Genomic DNA, 20,356 nt, shown 5'->3' on the forward strand with positions numbered 1-20,356 from the left:
GGGGTTGGCGGAACTGGTCGGCCCCGGCGGCCATCCGGGGGAGAGTGTTGACGCATTCCACCTGTGTGTCAACGCCGGAGCAACACTAGCGGAGCATCACGCATGGATATCGTCACCCTACTTGGTTCCATACTCGGCTTCGTGCTCGTCATCGGGGCCATGGCCATGGGCGGGGACCTCAGCCTGTTCTACAACGGGCCGGGCCTGCTCATCGTCGTGGGTGGAACCTTCGCGGCCATCTGCGTGACCTTCCCCCTGAAGGACGTCATCGACTCGCACATGGGCGCCTTGTCCATGTTCGCCAAGAAGAAGGGCAAGGTCGAGGACGTGGTCAACATCATGGTGCGCATCGCCGAGATCAGCCGCCGCGAGGGCCTCATCGCCCTGGAGAACATCCAGACTGAGAACCCCATCCTCAAGAAGGCCTGCCAGCTCATCGCCGACAACGCCGACCCCATGCTCATCCGCGACACCCTGACCATCGAAATCGGCACCATGAAGCGCCGCCACAACATCTCCATCGAGGTGTTCCAGAAGCTGGCGGGCTACGCCCCGGCCTTCGGGATGATCGGCACCCTCATCGGCCTGGTGCAGATGCTCTCCAACCTTTCGGACCCGACCTCCCTGGGCCCGGCCATGGCCGTGGCCATCCTGACCACCTTCTACGGCACCATCATGGCCAACCTGATCTTCTTGCCCTTCGCGGGCAAGATGCGCGCGCGCACCAGCCAGGAGGAGCTGCACCTGCAGATCATCTTCGAGGGCGCCAAGTCCATCCTGGAGAACAACAACCCGCGGCTGGTGTACGAGAAGCTGTCCTCGTTCGAGCCGCCCAAGGAGCGCAAGAGCAGTGGCCGATGACAAGTGGGAATCCGTCCTCGGCACCGAGGAGCTGGAGCCCGAAAGGAACGAATGGATCCTGACGTTCGCGGATCTGGTCACCCTGCTGCTGGTGTTCTTCATCCTGCTCTATTCCATGTCCACCCTGGACCCCAAGAAGTTCACGGACTCGTTCCTGTCCGTGAAGCTGGCCCTGGGCAAGAAGGACGACCAGCTCATGACCGCCCGCGTCAAGAGCGAGGAGGCCGCCATCCTGGACACGGTGATGCTGCAAAAGCAGCTCATCGAGGCCCAGCGCAAGGTCTTTTCCGACGTGCGCACCTTCATCACCCGCAAGGGCGTGGAGGGCGTGGTCGGCGCCGTGCTCGAAGAGGGCAAGATCACCCTGCGCCTGCCCGGCGACGTGCTGTTCGCCAGCGGCGAGGTGGAGCTGAACGAGCGCGGCCAGGAGGTCCTGCGCCAGCTCAAGGATTTCCTGGTCAAGGCCAACGACCAGCAGATCAACATCAAGGGCTTCACCGACGACGTGCCCCCCAGCCCGCGCTCACGCTTCAAGGATAACTGGGAAATTTCGTCCTTGCGGGCCGTGTATGTTTTGCGCTATTTAATGCAGCTCGGTATCGACCAAAAGCGGCTGACAGCAACGGGGCTGGCCGACATGGAGCCCCTGTTCCCCAACAACACGGAGGAGAACCGCACCCGCAACCGCCGCGTCGAGATCGTGCTCGAAAAGCAGGTGAGCAAGTAGCAGGAGTCGCCATGTCTTCCGAGGAATTGTCCTTTTCCATCGCCGGCGACGAGCAGGGCGCCCAGCGCCGGGCCTTCCGCGCCAAGATTCCCGGACTTGGGGTCTTCATCCCCGAGCGCGGCGCGACCTGCGAGGTCATGGACGTGTCCGCCATGGGCCTGGCCTTCAAGGCCCCGGGGGGCGCGCCCTACGCGCCGGGAGCCCAGCTCGAGTTCGACCTGCTCATCAACAAGAAGGTGTTCATCCCCAAGCTGCGCGCCAAGGTCATGCGCATCCTGGACAACGGCCTTGTGGGCTGCAATTTCGAAGCCCTGGAACGCCGCCAGGAGGTCAAGCTCGACAAGCTCGTCCTCGAGGTCCAAAAGCGCATGATCGCCCTGCGCAAGAAGCAGCAGAGCCAATGATCCAACCAGGACAAGGAACGTGCCCACCAAAGGAAAAGTACTGGTAGCCAACAGGGGCGAGATCGCCATGAGGATAGCCCAGGCCTGTATCAAATTGGGCCTGGATTTTGTTTGTGTCCATACCGCCGCCGATGCCCACTCCGGGCATGTGCGCCTGGCCCGGGAAAAGGGCGGCCCGGGTTCTTTGTACAGGATTTCGTCCTATCAGGACGCCAATGAATTACTTGCGGTAGCAGACGATGCGGGCGCAACGGCAATCCACCCCGGCTACGGATTCTTCGCCGAGGACTTCCGTTTCGCCCGGCGCGTCACCGAGCGCATGCGTTCCCTGACGTGGATCGGCCCCTCCTGGCGCGTGATCCGCGAGCTGGGCGACAAGATCAATACCAAGCGCCTGGCCCGCGGGCTGGGCGTGCCCACGGTGCCGGGGTCCGACCGCCCGCTCTACGACGAGCCCGAGGCCGAGGAGATCGCGGCCAATTTGTTCAGCTTCCAGCAGGAGCAGGGCGTGGCCCGGCCCGTGGTGCTGCTCAAGGCCTCGGCGGGCGGCGGCGGCATGGGCATCGAGGAAATCCACGACATCGATTCCTTCCGCATGACCTACCGGCGCATCCGCAACTACGCCAAGCGCCAGTTCGGCGACGAGGGCGTGCTCGTGGAGCAGCGCATCTTCGACTTCAACCACCTGGAGGTCCAGGTGCTGGGCGACCGCCACGGCGGCGAGCCCCTGCACTTTGGCACCCGCAACTGCTCCGTGCAGTCCACGGGCCGCCAGAAGCGCATCGAGGTCGCCCCGGGGTTCGCCCCCGCCGAGGTGCGCTACGGCTTCGACGCCGCCGGGGTGCTCGAGGCCATCAAGGACCACAGCCTGGCCATCGCCCGCGAGGCGGGCTACGACAGCGTGGGCACCTGGGAATGGATCGTGACCCCCAAGGGCGAGCCGTTCCTCATGGAGGTCAACACGCGCATCCAGGTGGAGAACGGCGTGTCCGCCGTCATCTCGCGCATTGCGGGCAAGGGCGGGGTGGACCTCATCGCCGAGCAGATTCGCTGCGCCCTGGGCGAGCGCCCCGGCTACACCCAGAAGGACATCACCTTCGAGGGCGTGGGCATCGAGTACCGCCTCATCGCCGAGGACCCCGACAACAAGTTCACCCCCTGGGCCGGGCGCATCGACACCTTCGCCTGGGAGCCCGCGCCCTGGCTGTCGGTGTACACCCAGGTGCCCACCGACGAGCCCTACCAGATTCCCACGGACTTCGACCCCAACCTGGCCCTGGCCATCATCTGGGGCAAGGACCTGGCCGAGGCCAAGGCGCGCGGCCTTGAGTTCCTTGACAAGCTGGTGTTGGACGGTACAGATTCCACAGGCGTGGAGCTCAAGTCCAACGTGGAATTTCTGCGTCACAAGACGGAGAACCTGCTGGTTTTCTAGGCGCGCCGCGCCTCAACCCCCGGCGCCAGCCCGCCCCGCCCGAATCCTCGCGCGGGGCGCACCGCCGCGTCGGCCATCCCCCGGACAGCCATGGACATCGAAAAGCGCATCCTGAGCCTCACGGAACGGCTCAATTATATCAAGGACATCTTCGCCGAGAAGGAAAACGCCAACATCGAGCTGCTGCAATCCAAGCTCGCGGACTTTGCGGCCAACGGCGCCGACATGTCGGCCCAGGAGGCCGGCCGCCAGCTCGAAGCCCTGGAAGACCTCTACGTCTTCCTGGAGAAGAAGCTCGAGCGCGACCTGACGCCCATGGACAAGGTGCGCATCGTGCGCCATCCCCAGCGCATCTGCCTCAAGGATATCCTGGAAAACGTCTACGACAACTACACCGAGATCGGCGGCGAGGGCGAGTACAACATCGACCCGAGCATGCTCATCGCCCGGGCCTATATCGCCCGCCGCGTGGGTGGCAAGGTCTACAACCAGCCGGTGATGGTCATCGGCCAGGAGAAGGGCCACGGCGAGGAGTTCCGCAACGGCGGCTCGGTCAAGCCCTGGGGCAACGCCAAGGCCCAGCACTACATGCAGGTGGCCGAGACCGAGAACATCCCCATCCACACCTACGTCTTCACCCCCGGGTCCTACCCCATCGAGGACTACCCGGGTGCCGCGCAGCAGATCGCGCGCAACCTCTACGAAATGGCCGGGCTCAAGGTGCCGGTCATCGCCGTGTTCTCCGAGGGCGGCTCGGGCGGGGCCGAGGCCATCGGCCTGGCGGACGTGCGGCTTATGCTCTCCCACGGCTACTACTCGGTGATCAGCCCCGAGGGCGCGGCGGCCATCGAGGGCCGCCTGCGCGACGGCCAGCGCGCCAGCGCCGAGCTCATCGAGACCTGCGCCCGGCGCCTGAAGATGACCGCCGACGACAACCGCGCCATGGGCTACGTGGACCGCGTGATCCAGGAGCCGCCGCTGGGCGCACGCCCCGAGCATTTCGACTTCTTCAAGGTGCTGCGCTCCGAGATCATCCGCGCCACGGACGAGGTGGTGCTCAACGTGCGCGGCTGGAAGTTCTTCCGGGCCATGACCCTGTCGGCCCAGCGCAACAAGCGCAACGCCAGCGCCGAAGACATCTACGTGCGCTGGAGCCTCTCCGCCGGGGCGCGCGACCGCCTGACCTGGCGGCGCTACCAGCGCTTCCGGCGCATGAGCCGCCACGCCTACATCGACAACTCGCCCCTGCGCAAGAAGGTCGAGCGCCTGGCGCGCGAGGCAGGCTGGTCGGCCTATTCGTTCTTCAAGTACGACTTCTTCCGCAAGCACAAGAAGAAGTTCACGCACATGATGGAGGAGATCGGCAGCGAGATCCAGGTGGTGCGCGACAAGGCCGCCGTGCCCGTGCGCTGGGTGCGCCGCGTGCTGGCCCTGGATCGCGCCTCGGGCTGCGCCGAGGAGGCCGGCAAGAGCCTGACCGAGCTGTCGTGCTGGGACCAGGGCACCTGCGACGCCCCCGGCGTCTACGTGAGCCCGCAGGCCCGCGAGGACCGCGTGCTGACCTGTACCAACGCGGAAACCCACGGCTGCAAGGACATCTGGGCCCCGGATCTGTTCGGCGATTTCGCCGGGGTCTGCCCCACCTGCGGGCACCATTTCCGCATGGAATACCAGTGGTACCTGCAAAACGTCTTCGACTACGGGTCCATCTTCGAATTCTCGCGCAGCGTGGAGTCGGGCAACCCCCTGGACTACGACGGCCTGTCGGCCAAGCTGGAAAAGGCCAAGGCCGAGACGAACCTCAAGTCCGCCTGCGTGACCTTCGAGGCCCGCATCAAGCACGTGAACGTCATCTGCGCCACCCTGGTGGGCACCTTCCGGGGCGGCAGCGTGGGCGCCGCCGAGGGCGAGAAGTTCATCCGCGCCGCCGAGCGCGCGCGCAAGAAGCACTATCCCTTCATCGCCTACGTCCACGGCACGGCGGGCATCCGCATCCAGGAGGGCGTCAACGGCGTCATCCAGATGCCGCGCTGCACCATGGCCGTGCGCCGCTACATCGAGGCGGGCGGGCTGTACATCGTGGTCTATGACACCAACTCCTACGCGGGGCCGGTGGCCAGCTTCCTGGGCTGCTCGCCCTACCAGTTCGCCATCCGCAGCGCCAATATCGGCTTCGCTGGGCCCGGGGTCATCAAGGAGACCACCGGCATGGACATCCCGCCCAACTACCATGTGGCCCACCAGGCCCTGTCGCGCGGGCATATCCATGGCATCTGGGACCGCCGCGAGCTGCGCGCCAACCTGCACCAGGCCCTGCAGACCATGGGCGGGCGCAATCTCTACTACCGCTAGGCGACCGGGCCTGCGCAAAACGACAACAGGACGGAATCCCCTGTGATGGATGTCAAGGCTTTGCTTGAGGAAATGAAGTCCGCCCCCTACAAGCTGGTAGAGGTGGCGGCCCCGCATACGGGCGTGGTGGAGCATGTGATCACCGAGCCGGGCGCCAAGGTCACCGGGCCCGAGGGCACCTGGGGCGAGCGCCCCGGCACGCTGCTGGCCCACCTGGAGCGCGAGCGCAACAAAAAACCCGTGCGCGCGCCCATGCGCGGCGAGGTGGAGAAGGTCTATTCCGAGCACGCCGGGCGCTTCGTCGAGGCGGGCACGGTGCTCTTCACCCTGCGCCACTACCTGACCAAGGACGAGGTGATCCAGGAGATCCTCAAGAAGACGCTGTACCTGTTCCATGCCCGCGAGCAGGCCAAGTACTACTTCTTCCCCGAGGTGGACACCAAGATCAAGGCCTACGGCCCGCAGTCCGTGCGCGTGCGCGACGGGCAGGAGCTGTTCATCGTTTCGCGCATGAAGCGCGAAGCCGCGCTGCACTACAGCGGCCCCGAGGGCATGATCTACGCCGTGTACTTCAAGGACAACAACAGCGTCGAGGCCGGGCAGCCGCTCATCGGCGTGTGCCCGCCCGACCAGTTGCCCGTGATCCAGGACGTGGTCAACCGCGTGCGCAGCGAATGGGAGGAGCGCACCTAGCGCGGCCCATGGGCAGGAACCTCCAGATCCGCGTCGTGGCCACCACTTTTCGCCCCGAAGACGTGGCCCGCGACTGGCCCCGGCTCGTGCATCTGGCCTGGCGCGGCGAGCAGGCCCTGCCCGGCGGCCCCGCGCGCGGGGTGCTGGAGTTGGCCCGCGACCTGGCCGACGTGCTGCGCCTGGAGGCCCCGCCCGAGGTGCGCCAGGCCCTGGAGCAGGGCGCCGCCCGGGCCCAGGCCCTGGCCGACGACTTGGAGCGCGCCCTGGCCGCCTGGGATGCGACCCTGGCCAACCGCCTGTCCGACACGTTGGAGGCCACATTGGACGACATTGAACCTCTTGCGCCCGAAGCGCCTTTCGTCGTATCGAGGCCCAAGGAAAAACGTTAACTGGAGAACGACATGGCATCGCTGAACAAGGTCATGATCATCGGCAGGCTGGGGCGTGACCCCGAGCTGCGCTACAGCCAGAGCGGCGCGGCCATCTGCAACCTGAACGTGGCCACCGACGAGAGCTACACCGACAAGCAGGGCCAGCGCGTGGAGCAGACCGAATGGCACCGCGTGGCCGTGTTCAGCCGCCAGGCCGAGCTGTGCGCCAACTACCTGCACAAGGGCAGCCTGGTCTACGTCGAGGGCAGCCTGCAGACGCGCAAATGGCAGGACAAGGACGGCTCCGACCGCTACACCACCGAGATCAAGGCCCTGCGCGTGCAGTTCCTGGACCCCAAGGGCGCCTCCCAGGGCGGCTACGACGCCCCCCAGGCCCAGCAGGCCCCCGCGCGCCAGGCCGCTCCGGCCAAGGGCGGCAACCGCAGGCAGCAGTACCAGGGCCCGCCCGCTGACGAGGATCTCGGACCGGCCTTCCCCAGCGAGGCCAGCGGCATGGACGACGTGCCGTTCTGATTCCTTGTTCCGCATGGCGCTCGATGGCGCGCTGGGCCAGCGTCGATGCGCGGCCAGCAACAGGACTTGATGCACTGGGAAGGGCGGTTCACCGCCCTTCCCTTTTTTGCGCGTTGCGCACGGACGTTGCGGGGCCATGGACTGCGCCGCCCCTGTCCTGCTTGCGGAGTTGTGTCCCTGGGTATGGGTGCTGAATATTCAAGACCAAGCGTGCTGCATCTTGTGCGTTCGCCTTGTTTTTTGAGGCGCGCCACTGCATTGGCCTGGGGTCGGGGAGGGGGCCCGGGGCGGGCGCAAGGCGAGGCGAGGCAGAGCGTTGCGGACTCCCGGGCTGCGTGGCGCCGGGCGGCGCGGTGGATGGCCGTGGCGCATATGTTCTTGTATGTCTTTTGCTGCACAGAGTATGTTCATAGTTTTCAAATTTGAATTTTTTTGCGTTTCATATTTTGATTTACGCATGAAATAGAGTTCTGTTGTGTCCATTTGTGGCGATTTTCATGTCTTGGTGTTGATTTGACTTGACCGCGATATGCCTGTATACAATGACGAGGTTTGCGTCGAGTGTTCAGGATTGAGAGGTGGATTCCGCGTTTCTGTTCGTCCTCAAATTCCTGTCTCCCTGCTCGATTCTGGTGCATGAGAGGCGTTGCGGCACGGGCCGCCACGCCGCGCACCGTCCCCCTTCGCGCCCCTTTCGGACACCCGGCCTGCCCCCGGGCCCGCGCCGCCCTGGCCGGGCCGGGTCGCTGCGGGTCTCCCGGCGCGTTTCCTCAACCAAGGAGCAGCCCATGCTGACCATCGTCAAACGATCCTGCGTCCTGCCGCTGCTGGCTGTGGGCCTTGCGGCCCTGCTGCTGGCCGGGTGCGGCAAGGAACCCGAAAACGCCCTGGAGCGCGTGCGCGCCACCGGGGAGATCAGCTTCGCCATGAGTGGCGGCTATCCTCCCTTCAACTTCTACAACGAAAACAACGAGCTGGTCGGATTCGACGTGGACGTGGCCCGCGAGGTTGCCAAGCGGCTGGGCGTGGCCCTCAAGCCTGTGACCACCGAATGGAGCGGCATCATCGAAGGCCTGCGCGCCGGGGCCTACGACGGCATCCTGGGCAGCATGGCCATCACCGACGAGCGGCTCAAGGTCGTGGATTTCTCGGTGCCGTACTACTACTCCGGGGCCCAGCTCCTGGTGCGCGAGGACGTGTCCTTCGCAGACCCCGCCGAGCTGGCGGGCCGCACGGTGGGCCTGGTCACCGGCACGACCTTCGAGGGCGATGCCAAGGCCCTGGGCGCGGGGGAAATCCGGCTCTACAAGGACGACACCCAGACCCTGACGGAACTGAACAGCGGCGTGGTGGACGCCGTGATCACCGACCGCGTGGTGGGCATCGGGGCCATGAACAGCGGCAAGTTCGCCATCCGCCTGCTGGGCGGCCCCTTGCGCAGCGAGGACATCGGCGTGGCTTTCCGCAAGGACGACGGCGCCCTGCGCGACGCGGTGAGCGCCGCCCTGGCGGCCATGCACCAGGACGGCACGCTCACGGCCTTCTCCAGGCAGTGGCTCGGGGTGGACGTTTCCGTCCGCTAGCATCTCCACCGGGGCGGCACGCGCCGCCCCGCTTCCCGAGGCACAGCCATGCACTACGACGTTTCGGCGCTGACGCACTACTTCCCCTTTTTCCTTCCCGCCGCGTGGATGACCCTGCAGGTCACCGTGCTGGGCATCGCCCTGGGCCTGGGCCTGGGGCTGGGCACGGCCTTCCTCAGCCTGTCGCCGCGCCTGGCCCTGAACGGCCCGGCCCGGCTGTATATCTACGTCATTCGCGGCACGCCGCTGCTGCTCCAGCTGCTGTTCATCTACTACGGCCTGCGCGGGGTGCTGGGGCTGGCGGCGATTCCTTCGGCGGTGCTGGCCCTGGGCGTGCACAACGGGGCCTACATCGCGGTGATCTTCGCCGGGGCCATCCGCTCCATCTCCGGCGGGCAGATGGAGGCCGCGCGCTCCCTGGGCATGACCCACGCCCGGGCCATGCGCCGCATCATCCTGCCCCAGGCCCTCAAGCGCGCGGTGCCGCCCCTGGGCAACCAGTTCATTATCGCCCTCAAGGATTCGTCCCTGGCCAGCACCATCACCATCAACGAGCTGCTGCTCAAGTCCCAGCAACTGGCGTCGAGCAACTTCATGATGATGGAGATGCTGACCATCGCCGCGCTGTTCTACCTGCTCTACACGGGGCTGTTCACGGTGCTTTTCCGCAGGGTGGAGCGGCGCCTGGAGGCCGGGGGCTACGCCTAGGAGGGCGCCATGATCGATATTCGCGGCCTGCACAAGTATTTTGGCGACAACCACGTCCTGCGCGGGGTGGATATGCGGGTGGACCAGTCCGAGGTGGTGGTGGTCATCGGCGCCAGCGGCTCGGGCAAGAGCACGCTCTTGCGCTGCGTGAACAAGCTGGAGGACTTCCAGCAGGGCGCAGTGCACATCCACGGCAAGCCGTTGCCCGACAACGAACGCGCCCTGAACCGCATGCGCACCCGGGTGGGCATGGTCTTCCAGCATTTCAACCTGTTCCCGCACATGACGGTGCTGGGCAACGTCATGGAGGGGCCGGTGCAGGTCAAGGGCGTGCCCCGGGCCCAGGCCCGCGAAACCGGGCTGGCCTACCTGGACAAGGTCGGCCTGGCCGACAAGGTGGACGCCTATCCCGGCCAGCTCTCGGGCGGGCAGAAGCAGCGCGTGGCCATCGCCCGGGCCTTGGCCATGGAGCCCGACGCCATGCTCTTCGACGAGCCCACCAGCGCCCTGGACCCCGAGCTGGTGGGCGAGGTGCTGGGCGTCATGCGCCAACTGGCCACCGAAGGCATGACCATGATGGTCGTGACCCACGAGATGGGCTTCGCCCGCGAGGTGGCCGACCGTGTGTACTTCATGGACCAGGGCGTGGTGGTGGAGCAGGGCCCGCCCGAACGAATTTTCGAGAACCCCGAGCAGCCCAGGACCCGCGAGTTCCTCGCCCAGATTCTGTAGGCCGCCGCAACCCCAACCCCAGGAGGACCATGCAGGTTTTCAACGCACACCAACGCGAGGTCGCCCGTCGCATCAGCGCCGGGGCCGACCAGGGCAACTGGACCGACTGGCGCTGGCATATCAGGCATTCGGTGCGCGACGTGGACACCTTCGAGCGCCTGGCGGGCATCCGCCTGGACGCCGCGCACAAGGCCCGCGTGGCCGCCACCGTCGAACGCTTCCCCATGGCCGTCACGCCGTACTACCTCTCGCTCATCGACGGGGCGGACTACGCCGGGGACCCCGTGTTCCGCCAGGCCTTCCCCTCGCCGCGCGAGCTGGACATCGGCCCCCACGACATGGCCGACCCGCTGCACGAGGACCGCGACAGCCCCGCCCCGGGCATCACCCACCGCTACCCCGACCGGGTGCTCTTCCACGTCAGCAACCTGTGCTCCATGTACTGCCGCCACTGCACGCGCAAACGCAAGGTGGGCGACGCCGAGGGCGTGCCCTCGCGCCGCGACCTCGAAGCCGGGCTGGCCTACATCCGCAACACCCCGGCGGTGCGCGACGTGCTGCTGTCCGGCGGCGATCCGCTGATGCTCTCCGACGAGCGGCTGGACTGGATTCTGGGCGAGCTGGGGCGCATCGGCCACGTCGAGGTGGTGCGCATCGGCACGCGCATGCCCGTGGTGCTGCCCTGCCGCGTCACCGACGACCTGACGGCCATGCTGCGCACCCACCACCCCCTGTGGCTGAACACGCACTTCAACCACCCGCGCGAGCTGACGCGCTCGTCGCGCCAGGCCCTGGCGCGGCTGGCCGACGCGGGCATCCCCCTGGGCAACCAGAGCGTTTTGCTGGCCGGGGTCAACGACTGCCCGCGCATCATGCGCGAGCTGGTGCGCAAGCTGGTGCGCGCGCGGGTCCGGCCCTATTACCTCTACCAGTGCGACCTCTCCGAGGGGCTGACGCATTTCCGGACCCCCGTGGGCAAGGGCATGGAGATCATGGAGAGCCTGCGCGGGCACACCAGCGGCCTTGCCGTGCCCACCTACGTCATCGACGCCCCGGGCGGAGGAGGCAAGATTCCGGTCATGCCCAACTACATCCTGTCCTGGGGCGTGAACAAGATCGTGCTGCGCAACTACGAGGGCGTGATCACCACCTACGACGAGCCGGACGCCTACCAGGCCACGGAATGCGACCGCCGCTGCGACGCCTGCAACCTGAGCCTGAAGACCGACGACGCCGAGGAATGGACCGCCGTGGGCATCGAGAAGCTGATTACCGACTGGGACGACACGCGCAGCCTGACCCCCCGGGGCAACGAGCGCCTGGAGCGGAGGCGCCATGACCACTAGCGCCGACCGCATCACCGCCCTGGGCGGCTCCACGGTGCAGCATGGGCCGCTGTCCAACCGCGTGTACCTGATGCACCTGGACCCCGACGACTGCCCGCAGATCGTGGACGTGCTCGACGACTTGGCCCGGCGCCGGGGCTACACCAAGGTCTTCGCCAAGGTGCCCGCGCGCGAGAAGCGCTATTTCCTGCGCCGGGGCTACCGCCAGGAGGCCGTCGTGCCCGGGTTTTTCGCCGGGCGCGAGGACGGGGCGTTCCTGGGCAAGTATCTCTGCCCCCGGCGGCGCGAGCCCGCCGACCCGGCGGAGCTGGCCAGCGTGGTGCGCGCCGCGCGGGCCAAGGCCGCCGCGCCGCGCCGCGCACCCGCGCTGCCCCCGGGGCTGACCCTGGCCTGCCCCGGCCCGGAGCACGTCGAGGCCATGGCCGCGCTGTACGCCCGGGTCTTTGCCAGCTATCCGTTTCCCATCCACGATCCGGCCTACCTGCGCCGGGCCATGGAGCTGGGCGTCGTCTTCATGGGCGCCTGGCGCGGGGCGGAGCTGGTGGGCCTGGCCTCCGCCGAGCCGGACTACGCGGCGCGCAATGTCGAGATGACCGACTTCGCCGTGCTGCCCCGGCAGCGGGGGCTGGCCCTGGCCCGCCACCTGCTGCGCGCCCTGGAGGCCGAAATGGCCCGGCGCGGGGTGGACCTGTTCTACACCATCGCCCGGGGCGCGTCCTACGGCATGAACGTGACCTTCGCCCGCCAGGGCTACCAGTTCGCCGGGACGCTGGTGAACAACACGCATATCGCCGGCGGCATCGAGAGCATGAACGTCTGGTACCGGCGCCGGGCCTGAGGGCGCGGCCTCCGGCAGAACCAAGCGCGCGGGCGCGGCGGGGTGGCCCGCCGCGCCCGCGCGGTGCGAGGAACTCCATGGCCCATTCGCGTTTCGACTACACCTACTCCGTGCCCTGGAACCTGGCGCTGATCCTGGCCGGGTCGGTGCTGTTTGCCCTGGGGGCCAAGGCCATCGTGGCGCCCCACGGGTTCATCGCCGGGGGCGTGTTCGGCGTGGCGCTGCTGGTGCACTACGCCACCGGGCTGGCCAGCCCGGGGGTGCTGTACCTGCTGCTCAACATCCCGCTGTTCGCCCTGGCCTGGGTCTTCGTCAGCCGCCGCTTCCTGTACTACAGCCTGTGGGCGATGGTCGTGGCCTCGGCGGCCTTCGAGCTGATCCAGGCCGATTTCGGCATCCGCGATCCGCTGCACGCGGCCATCGCGGCGGGGGTGGTCTGCGGGGCGGGGGCGGGCATGGTGCTGCGGTCGCTGGGGTCCAACGGCGGCCTGGACGTCGTGGCCGTGCTGCTTTTCCAGCGCTACAACATCGGCATCGGCAAGTTCTACTTCGTCTTCAACCTGGGGCTGTTTTCCCTGAGCTTCACCACCCTGGACGTGGACCTGGTCATCGCCTCGCTGATCATGGTCTTCATCACCTCGGTGGTGGTGGACTACTGCCTGGCCATGTTCTCCCAGCGCAAGGTGGTCTACGTCATCTCCGACGCCAGCGGGCGGATCTGCGAGCGCATCCGCGCCGAGATGGGCCTGGGGGGCACGTTCATCCAGGGCCGGGGCGCCTACACTGGCAGGCCCAAGGACATCCTGATGACCGTGGTCAACAACGTGCAGCTCAAGCGCCTGGAGGAGGTCGTCTTCACCACCGACGAGCACGCCCTGTTCATCGCCGAGAACACGTTCAACGTCCTGGGCTCGTCGTTCTCGCGGCGCAAGATCTACTGACCGGGCGCCGGGCGCGGGCCGGAGTCGCGGCCCCGGCCCGGCTCAGGCCGCGGCGTCGGGGTGGATGATCACGCGGTTGCGCCCGGTCTGTTTGGCCTCGTAGAGCGCCGTGTCCGCAGCGGCCACCAGGGTCGAGGGCTGGGCGCCGCGCTCGGGGATTATGCTGGCCACGCCCATGCTCACGGTCACGCAGTGGGTGACGAAGGAGCAGGCGTGGTCCATGTCCAGGGCCTGGACCCCGGCGCGCATCTGCTCGGCCAGGGCTGCGGCGTCCTTGGCCGTGGTGCCGGGCAGGATGGCCGCGAACTCCTCGCCGCCGTAGCGGGCCATGGTGTCCGACGGGCGCTTGAGCACGCTGCTCATGACCTCCGCCGCGTGGCGCAGGCAGTCGTCGCCGGCCAGGTGGCCGTAGTGGTCGTTGTAGTTCTTGAAGCAGTCCAGGTCCACGAAGATCAGTGCGATGGGCGTCTTGTTGCGCTGGGCGCGGCGCCACTCCATGTCCAGCACCTCGTCGAAGCGGCGGCGGTTGTAGATGCCGGTCAGGCCGTCGATGGCCGACAGGCGTTCCAGCAGCGCGTTGGAACGCTCGAGCTGGCGGCGCAGTTCCTCCAGCTCGTGGACCTTGGCGTCCAGTTCGCGGGTCTTGTCCTCCAGGGTCCGGCGCTGGCGGTACAGGCGCAGGAACACGTCCACCTTGCTGCGCAGGATGTCGGGGTCCAGGGGCTTGAACATGTAGTCCACGGCGCCCGCGTCGTAGCCCCGGAAGATGTGCTTCTGCTCCTTGCTGATGGCCGTGGCGAAGATGATGGGCACGCTGCGCGTGTTCTTGTGCCCGCGCATGAGCTCCGCCGTCTCGAAGCCGTCCATCTCGGGCATCTGCACGTCGAGCAGTACCAGGGCGAAATCCTCGCCGAGCATGAGCCCCAGGGCCTGCTGGCCCGAGTGGGCCTTGACCACCTCCACCTCTGGGCCGTCGAGCAGGGCCTCGATGGCCAGGAGGTTTTCGGGCCGGTCGTCCACCGCCAGGATCTTGATGCGTTCAGTCATGGTCGTGCGCCATCCTTGCAAGCAGGGGCCCGATGTCCTCCAGGGGCAGGACATGGTCCACCGGTGTGGCCGCCAGGGCGGCCCGGGGCATTTCCGGGGCCGTCGCGGTTTCGGGGGCCTGGACGATGGTCAGCCCGCCCGCGCGGGCGATGGCCGCCAGGCCCTGGCTGCCGTCTTCGTTGCCTCCGGTGAGCACCACCCCCGCCAGGGCGGGGCCGAAGGCCACGGCAGCGGACTGGAAAAGCACGTCCACCGAGGGCCGCGCGAAGCAGACCCGCGCCTCGGTGGACAGGGACAGGGTCGCGTCCTGCTCCACCAGCAGGTGGTAGTTGGCGGGCGCGAAATAGGCCGTTCCGGGTTGCAGGGGCTCCTTTTCGTCGGCCTCCTTGACCCGGATGCGGCAGCGGTCGTCGAGCAGCGCCGGGATGGAGCCGTCCGCCACCGGGCTCACGTGCTGCACCACCGCGATGGGCAGCGGGAAGTCGGCCTTAAGGGCGCCCAGCACCCGGGCCAGGGCTTCCAGCCCGCCCGCCGATGCGCCCATGACCACGGCCCGCAGGCGGCGCGGGCTCACGGTTCGGCTCCTTCGGGCATGCCGTGGGCCAGCTTGCGGCGGAAGATCTTCTGCCCCGGCAGCACCTGCTCGAAGGCCTGGGGGTGCCCGCAGAACTGCATGCTCTCCTTGGTGCCCAGGCACAAGAAGCCCCCCGGGCACAGGCTGTCGTGGAACAGGTCCAGGGCCCGGGCCTGGAGCTGGGCGTTGAAGTAGATGAGTACGTTGCGGCAGAAGATGAGGTGCATCTCGCCGAAGACCCCGTCGGTGACGAGGTTGTGCTCGGAAAAGACGACATGCTCGCGCAGGGCGCGGTCGAGCAGGGCCGAGTCGTAGCGCGCGGTGTAGTAGTCCGAGAAGGACGCCTCGCCCCCGGCGGCCTGGTAGTTGCGCGTGTAGTTGCGTATGGCGTCCAGGGGGTAGATGCCGTCCCTGGCCTGGCGCAGGGCTTCGGGGTTGAAGTCCGTGGCGTAGATGCGCGCGCGGCCTTCCAGCCCGGCCTCGCGCAGCACGATGGCCATGGAGTAGACCTCCTCGCCCGTGGCGCAGCCCGCGTGCCAGATCTTCACGAAGGGCCAGGTGCGCAGGCGCGGCACGATCTCCTCGCGCAGGGCGCGGTAGAAGGGCGGGTCGCGGAACATTTCGGTGACGTTGATGGACAGCGCGGCCAGCAGCGAGCCGAAGAATTCGCGCTCGGTCAGCGCGTGGTGCATCATGGCCGGGATGGAGGGCATGCCGGATAGTTCCATGCGGTGCAGCAGGCGGCGGCGCACATGGGCCCGCGAGTAGTTGCGGAAGTCGTAGCCCCAGCGCCGGAAGACCGCCTCCAGCAGGCAGTCGATCTCGATGCCCAGCACGTCGGCCCCGGCGTCGGGGGCGTCGGGGGCCTCGGGCGGCGGGGCGGGGGGCTGGCCGTTGCTCCTGGTCATCGGTACAGCCACACGCGCAAAAGCGAGAAGAGCTTGTCGGTGTCCACGGGCTTGGCCATGTAGTCGCTGGCCCCGGCCTCGATGCACTTGTTGCGGTCGCCCTTCATGGCCTTGGCGGTCAGGGCGATGATGGGCAGGTCCTGGAAGCGCTTGCGTTTGCGGATGGCGCGCATGGCCTCGTAGCCGTCCATCTCGGGCATCATGATGTCCATGAGCACGAGGTCGGTTTCGGGGTTGGCCGAGAGCTTTTCCACGCCCTCGCGGCCGTTGCGGGCGATGGCCACCTCCATGCCATGGGCCTCCAGGGCGCTGGACAGGGCGAAGACGTTGCGCATGTCGTCGTCCACCAGCAGGATCTTCTTGCCCGCGAGCATGGCCTCCTTGTCGTGGACCATGCGCAGCATGCGCTGCTTGTCCTCGGGCAGGTTGGCCTCCACGCGGTGCAGGAACAGGGTGGTCTCGTCCAGCAGGCGCTCGGGGGAGCGCGCGCCCTTGATGATGATGCTCTCGGCGTGGCGCGACAGCTCCTCCTCCTCCTCGCGGCTCAGTTCGCGCCCGGTGTAGACGATGATGGGCAGCCGCCCGGCCACGCCGTCGTTGCGGATGCGCCGCAAGAGCTCGAAGCCGGACATGTCCTTGAGGCCGAGGTCGAGGATCATGCAGTCGAAGGTTTCGGTCTCGAGCATTTCGTAGGCTTCCTCGCCGGTCTCCACGGCCACGGTCTCCACGTCGCCGTTGCCGATGAGCTCGCGGATGCTCTCGCGCTGGAGCTTGTCGTCCTCGACCACCAGAAGCCGTTTCACGGGCTTGGAGAGCACGCCCTCGATGCGCGCCAGGGCCTTGTTCACGGCGTCCAGGGTCACGGGCTTGGTCAGGTAGCCCACGGCGCCCATGCGCATGGCGTCCAGGGTTTCGTCGGCGGCGGACATGAAATGCACCGGGATGTGCCGCAGCTCGGGGTTGCTCTTCAGGCGGTCCATGACCGTCCAGCCGTCGATGCCGGGCAGGCCGATGTCCAGCACCACGGCGCTGGGGCGGTAGTAGTCCGCGAAGTGCAGGCCGGTTTCGCCGTCGCCCGCCACCAGGCATTTGAAGCCCCGGTCGTGGGCCATGTCCACGAGGATGCGCGCGAAGTTGGGGTCGTCCTCGACGATGAGCAGCGCGCGGTCGCCCTTCTTGATGGACTTGCGGTCGTCGGGAATCTGGTCCGTGGATTCCAGGGGCGCGGTGGGCTCGGCGGCCTCGGCGGGGGCGGGCCGGGGCTCGGGCGCCTGCTCGGCCTGGGCCTCGGGGGCCGGGGCGGGCCGGGGCTTTTGGGCCGGGGCGGGTGCCGGGGCGGCTGCGGCCTCGGCCCGGGCGGGGTCGGCCACGGCCCGCTCGGGGGCCGCCTGGGCGCGGGCGCGGGCCGCGCGCGTCTTGGGGGCCTGCTCCTGGCCGGGGGCGGGCTCGGGGGCGGTGTAGGTCTCGGGCAGGAACAGGGTGAAGGTCGAGCCCTGGCCCGGGGCGCTTTGCAGTTGCAGTTCGCCGCCCAAAAGCCGCGCCAGCTCGCGCGAGATGGACAGGCCCAGGCCCGTGCCGCCGTATTTGCGGCTGGTGGTGCCGTCGGCCTGCTGGAAGGCCTCGAAGATCACGGCCTGCTTGTCCTCGGGGATGCCGATGCCGGTGTCGGTGACGGCGAAGGCCAGGGCCGAGGCGTGGACCAGCCCGCTGGCCGCGAGGTTGGCCTCCGGGGCCGGGCGGGCGATGGCCAGGGTCACCGAGCCCTGCTCGGTGAACTTGAAGGCGTTGGAGATGAGGTTGCGCAGCACCTGTTGCAGGCGCTGGGCGTCGGTGGTCAGCACGGGCGGAACGTTCTCGGCCACGTCCACCACGAAGGCCACGCCCTTGTCGGCGGCGATCTCGGCGAAGATGCGCGAGAGGTCGGCGGTGACGCGGCGCACGGGCAGTTCCTCGGGCACCACCTCCACCTTGCCCGACTCGACCTTGGACAGGTCGAGGATTTCGTTGATGAGCGAGAGCAGGTCCGCCCCCGAGGAGTTCACGGCCCGGGCCGATTCCACCTGCTTGGGGGTCAGGTTGCCCGCCGCGTTGTCGGCCAGGAGCTGCGAGAGGATGAGGATGCTGTTGAGCGGCGTGCGCAGCTCGTGGGACATGTTGGCCAGAAATTCCGATTTGTACTTGCTGGCGACCTCCAGGTCGTGGGCCTTCTGCTCGATGAGGTCCTGGGCGCGCAAGAGGTCGATGTTCTTCTGGCGCAGGGCCGAGCGCTGCTTTTCCAGGGCCTTGGTGCGCTCTTCCAGCTCCTCGTTGGTGACGCGCAGCTCCTCCTGCTGGGCCTGGAGCTTCTCCTCCGAGGCCTTGAGGGCCCGGGTCTGCTCTTCCAGCTCCTCGTTGGTGACGCGCAACTCCTCCTGCTGGGCCTGGAGTTCGGCCTCGGAGGTCCGCAGGGCGGCGGCCTGGCCTTCCAGGTCCTCGTTGGCGCGCGCGAGCTTGTCCTGCTGGCTGCGCAGGGCTTCGGCCTGCTCCTGGGCCTGGTCGAGCAGGTCCTGGATCACCTGGTGCGAGCGGGCGGTGAGGAAATGCACGGCCAGGTTGTCCAGGCTTTCGGCCACCAGCCTGCGGGCCAGCGGCGTGAAGGGTGCGGTGGCGCCCAGCAGCACCACGCCCAGGACTTCGGCCTCGTGGACCACCGGGGCGATGAGCGTGTAGGGCGGCACGCGCTCGTCCAGCCCGGAGCTGATGGGCGGGGCCTCGCCCGGACCAAGCTGCGAGAAGACTACCGTCTGGCGCTCCAGGGCCACCTGGCCCACCAGCCCCTGGCCCATGGCGAAGCGCGACAGGTTGCCCTGGCGGTCGGAGAAGGCGTAGCCCGCCACCAGGTCCAGGAAATCGGCGCCCTCGGGGCGCACATACACCGCGCCCACCTGGGCCTGGCAGAACGAGGCGAAATAGGTGATGAAGCGCCGGGCGATGTCTTCGGGGTCGTGCACGCCGCGCAGGGCGTCGTCCAGCCCCTGCTTGCCGCGCGCCAGCCAGTCGATGTCGCGCAGGCTGCCGGCCATGCGGTTCAGGGTCCGGGCCAGGGTGCCCAGCTCGTCGCGCTGGTCCAGGTCCAGATGGGCCGAAAGGTCGCCGTCGGCGATGGCCTGGGCGAAGGCCACGTCCTGGTCGATGGGCCGCACCAGGCGGCGGGTGAACAGGAAGGAGCCCACGGCCACGGCCAGCAGCAGGAACCCGCCAGCCAGGGACAGGCGCCCGAGCAGGACCTTGGCCGGAGCGGTGACTTCGGCCACGTCCATCTTGGAGAGCAGCGCCCAGTCCAGGCCGTGGGGGTGCAGCGGGGTGTAGGCCACCAGCACGGGGGTGCCCTCGCTGTCCAGATACTGCCCCGCGCCGCCCTCGGGCCCGGCCTGGAAGGCCTGGATCCAGTAGGGCGTGGGCGCCAGGACGCGCCCGATGACGTAGGACCCGCCGCCCATGGTCTGCATGGACGAACGGAAGGCGTAGGTGCCGCGGTCGGCATCGCGCGCGATGATGTACGACTCGCCACGCTCGCCCATGCCCTGGCGGGTGCGCATCAGCGACTCGAAGGTGTCGGGCGAGAGCTGCACGGCCACCATGCCCAGCAGTTCGCCGCCCGGGGCGAACACGGGGTGGCCCATGAAGGCCGACTCGATGCCGCCGCCCGGGGTGAAGGGCGCGAAATCCACGAAGCGCAGGCGGAAGGAGGTGGTCACCTGCCGCCAGACATCGGCCAGGTTGGAGTCGGCCAGTGGGCCCACGGCGAGCATGGTCCCCGGGGCGGCGTCGGAGCGGGTGGAGAACAGGATCTGGCCCTCGCGGGAGACCAGGAACACGTCGTGGTAGCCGAAGGTGCGCACGTACTGCGTGAAGTAGGGCAGGTACTGGCTGCGCACGGCCTGGAACACGCGGGCTTCCATGGCGTGCTCGGCCAGGCCGCTGGCCCCGGCCTTGTGCTGCTCCAGCTCCTGCAGGGCGGCGGCGGTTTGCAGGCTTTCGGCCAGCATGCGCAGGTCGTCCTCGCGCTCGCGGAAGAAGTCGCCGATCTGCGCGGCCTTGATGTGCTGGACGGTGCGCAGGTGCTCGAAGGCCTGCGTGGTCAGGGCGTGGGAGGCCAGCCGCGTGCCCAGCCAGCCGACGAAAATCAGGGGCAGGGCGCCGGTCATCAGGAACAAAAGGACCAGCTTGGGCTTCATGCGGATGTCTGCGAATCGGAGCATGGGCTGCCTCGCGTGCGCTGGGGCCGCGCCGGAACTCGGGTGCGGCGGTTGGCTGGGGCGT

The 20,356-nt window shown here is 68.0% G+C and carries 18 protein-coding genes; 14 read left to right on the top strand and 4 right to left on the bottom strand.

The features are described from left to right. Window positions 1–102 precede the first annotated feature (102 nt). The 14 genes from G495_RS0103925 (at window position 103) to G495_RS0103990 (ending at window position 13,525) form a co-directional block, all read left to right on the top strand. Window positions 103–861: a motility protein A gene (locus tag G495_RS0103925; RefSeq protein WP_028586722.1), complete on the top strand. Its 759-nt coding sequence runs from the start codon at window positions 103–105 to the stop codon at window positions 859–861. Further along, on the top strand, window positions 851–1,588 hold the full coding sequence (locus tag G495_RS0103930; RefSeq protein ID WP_028586723.1) for an OmpA/MotB family protein: 738 nt from the start codon (window positions 851–853) through the stop codon (window positions 1,586–1,588). Before G495_RS0103925 ends, G495_RS0103930 begins: the two co-directional genes overlap by 11 nt. A gap of 11 nt (window positions 1,589–1,599) precedes the next feature. Continuing rightward, window positions 1,600–1,992, top strand: coding sequence for a PilZ domain-containing protein (locus G495_RS0103935; RefSeq protein WP_028586724.1), 393 nt, complete (start codon window positions 1,600–1,602; stop codon window positions 1,990–1,992). A 19-nt stretch (window positions 1,993–2,011) separates the two neighbouring features. Then, window positions 2,012–3,427, top strand: coding sequence for a biotin carboxylase N-terminal domain-containing protein (locus G495_RS0103940; protein ID WP_028586725.1), 1,416 nt, complete (start codon window positions 2,012–2,014; stop codon window positions 3,425–3,427). A gap of 90 nt (window positions 3,428–3,517) precedes the next feature. After that, window positions 3,518–5,779: a carboxyl transferase domain-containing protein gene (locus G495_RS0103945; protein ID WP_028586726.1), complete on the top strand. Its 2,262-nt coding sequence runs from the start codon at window positions 3,518–3,520 to the stop codon at window positions 5,777–5,779. A gap of 42 nt (window positions 5,780–5,821) precedes the next feature. Then, window positions 5,822–6,472 carry a biotin/lipoyl attachment domain-containing protein gene (locus tag G495_RS0103950; RefSeq protein ID WP_028586727.1) on the top strand — a complete coding sequence of 217 codons (651 nt, stop codon included), beginning with the start codon at window positions 5,822–5,824 and terminating at the stop codon, window positions 6,470–6,472. Window positions 6,473–6,480: 8 nt separating this feature from the next. Beyond that, complete coding sequence (locus tag G495_RS17545) at window positions 6,481–6,861, top strand: hypothetical protein (RefSeq protein WP_051445043.1); 381 nt, start codon at window positions 6,481–6,483, stop codon at window positions 6,859–6,861. A gap of 12 nt (window positions 6,862–6,873) precedes the next feature. Further along, window positions 6,874–7,377 carry a single-stranded DNA-binding protein gene (locus tag G495_RS0103960; RefSeq protein WP_028586728.1) on the top strand — a complete coding sequence of 168 codons (504 nt, stop codon included), beginning with the start codon at window positions 6,874–6,876 and terminating at the stop codon, window positions 7,375–7,377. Window positions 7,378–8,165: 788 nt separating this feature from the next. Then, the gene (locus G495_RS0103965) at window positions 8,166–8,960 is read left to right on the top strand and encodes an ABC transporter substrate-binding protein (protein ID WP_051445044.1); all 795 of its coding nucleotides are present in this window, start codon (window positions 8,166–8,168) and stop codon (window positions 8,958–8,960) included. A 48-nt stretch (window positions 8,961–9,008) separates the two neighbouring features. Beyond that, window positions 9,009–9,668, top strand: coding sequence for an amino acid ABC transporter permease (locus G495_RS0103970; protein WP_028586730.1), 660 nt, complete (start codon window positions 9,009–9,011; stop codon window positions 9,666–9,668). A gap of 9 nt (window positions 9,669–9,677) precedes the next feature. After that, window positions 9,678–10,400: an amino acid ABC transporter ATP-binding protein gene (locus G495_RS0103975; protein ID WP_028586731.1), complete on the top strand. Its 723-nt coding sequence runs from the start codon at window positions 9,678–9,680 to the stop codon at window positions 10,398–10,400. Between the two features lie 29 nt (window positions 10,401–10,429). After that, on the top strand, window positions 10,430–11,746 hold the full coding sequence (kamA, locus tag G495_RS0103980; RefSeq protein ID WP_028586732.1) for a lysine 2,3-aminomutase: 1,317 nt from the start codon (window positions 10,430–10,432) through the stop codon (window positions 11,744–11,746). Continuing rightward, window positions 11,736–12,584, top strand: coding sequence for a putative beta-lysine N-acetyltransferase (gene ablB / locus G495_RS0103985; RefSeq protein ID WP_028586733.1), 849 nt, complete (start codon window positions 11,736–11,738; stop codon window positions 12,582–12,584). Before kamA ends, ablB begins: the two co-directional genes overlap by 11 nt. 77 nt (window positions 12,585–12,661) lie before the next feature. After that, window positions 12,662–13,525, top strand: a complete 864-nt coding sequence (locus G495_RS0103990; protein WP_028586734.1) for a YitT family protein — start codon at window positions 12,662–12,664, stop codon at window positions 13,523–13,525. Between the two features lie 42 nt (window positions 13,526–13,567). Here G495_RS0103990 and G495_RS0103995 read toward each other — a convergent pair whose 3' ends face one another. From G495_RS0103995 to G495_RS0104010, 4 genes are read right to left on the bottom strand one after another with little or no spacing between them, the layout of a single operon-like run. Next, window positions 13,568–14,572, bottom strand: a complete 1,005-nt coding sequence (locus tag G495_RS0103995; RefSeq protein ID WP_028586735.1) for a GGDEF domain-containing response regulator — start codon at window positions 14,570–14,572, stop codon at window positions 13,568–13,570. Further along, window positions 14,565–15,146: a chemotaxis protein CheB gene (locus G495_RS0104000; RefSeq protein WP_028586736.1), complete on the bottom strand. Its 582-nt coding sequence runs from the start codon at window positions 15,144–15,146 to the stop codon at window positions 14,565–14,567. The genes G495_RS0103995 and G495_RS0104000 overlap by 8 nt, the downstream gene beginning before the upstream one ends. Further along, a complete protein-coding gene (locus tag G495_RS17550) occupies window positions 15,143–16,054 on the bottom strand; it encodes a CheR family methyltransferase (protein WP_051445045.1) in 912 nt (303 codons plus the stop codon). Before G495_RS17550 ends, G495_RS0104000 begins: the two co-directional genes overlap by 4 nt. Further along, a complete protein-coding gene (locus G495_RS0104010) occupies window positions 16,051–20,295 on the bottom strand; it encodes a response regulator (RefSeq protein ID WP_028586737.1) in 4,245 nt (1,414 codons plus the stop codon). Before G495_RS0104010 ends, G495_RS17550 begins: the two co-directional genes overlap by 4 nt. Window positions 20,296–20,356 lie beyond the last annotated feature (61 nt).

This window comes from Desulfocurvus vexinensis DSM 17965, assembly GCF_000519125.1.
GTDB lineage: Bacteria > Desulfobacterota > Desulfovibrionia > Desulfovibrionales > Desulfovibrionaceae > Desulfocurvus > Desulfocurvus vexinensis.

Excerpts from the sequence above, each read along its gene's own strand:
- G495_RS0103925 (WP_028586722.1), top strand. The coding sequence starts at position 103 with ATGGATATCGTCACCCTACTTGGTTCCATACTCGGCTTCGTGCTCGTC.
- G495_RS0103935 (WP_028586724.1), top strand. The coding sequence starts at position 1,600 with ATGTCTTCCGAGGAATTGTCCTTTTCCATCGCCGGCGACGAGCAGGGC.
- G495_RS0103945 (WP_028586726.1), top strand. The coding sequence starts at position 3,518 with ATGGACATCGAAAAGCGCATCCTGAGCCTCACGGAACGGCTCAATTAT.
- G495_RS17545 (WP_051445043.1), top strand. The coding sequence starts at position 6,481 with ATGGGCAGGAACCTCCAGATCCGCGTCGTGGCCACCACTTTTCGCCCC.
- G495_RS0103960 (WP_028586728.1), top strand. The coding sequence starts at position 6,874 with ATGGCATCGCTGAACAAGGTCATGATCATCGGCAGGCTGGGGCGTGAC.
- G495_RS0103965 (WP_051445044.1), top strand. The coding sequence starts at position 8,166 with ATGCTGACCATCGTCAAACGATCCTGCGTCCTGCCGCTGCTGGCTGTG.
- G495_RS0103970 (WP_028586730.1), top strand. The coding sequence starts at position 9,009 with ATGCACTACGACGTTTCGGCGCTGACGCACTACTTCCCCTTTTTCCTT.
- G495_RS0103975 (WP_028586731.1), top strand. The coding sequence starts at position 9,678 with ATGATCGATATTCGCGGCCTGCACAAGTATTTTGGCGACAACCACGTC.
- kamA (WP_028586732.1), top strand. The coding sequence starts at position 10,430 with ATGCAGGTTTTCAACGCACACCAACGCGAGGTCGCCCGTCGCATCAGC.
- ablB (WP_028586733.1), top strand. The coding sequence starts at position 11,736 with ATGACCACTAGCGCCGACCGCATCACCGCCCTGGGCGGCTCCACGGTG.
- G495_RS0103990 (WP_028586734.1), top strand. The coding sequence starts at position 12,662 with ATGGCCCATTCGCGTTTCGACTACACCTACTCCGTGCCCTGGAACCTG.
- G495_RS0103995 (WP_028586735.1), bottom strand. The coding sequence starts at position 14,572 with ATGACTGAACGCATCAAGATCCTGGCGGTGGACGACCGGCCCGAAAAC.
- G495_RS17550 (WP_051445045.1), bottom strand. The coding sequence starts at position 16,054 with ATGACCAGGAGCAACGGCCAGCCCCCCGCCCCGCCGCCCGAGGCCCCC.
- G495_RS0104010 (WP_028586737.1), bottom strand. The coding sequence starts at position 20,295 with ATGCTCCGATTCGCAGACATCCGCATGAAGCCCAAGCTGGTCCTTTTG.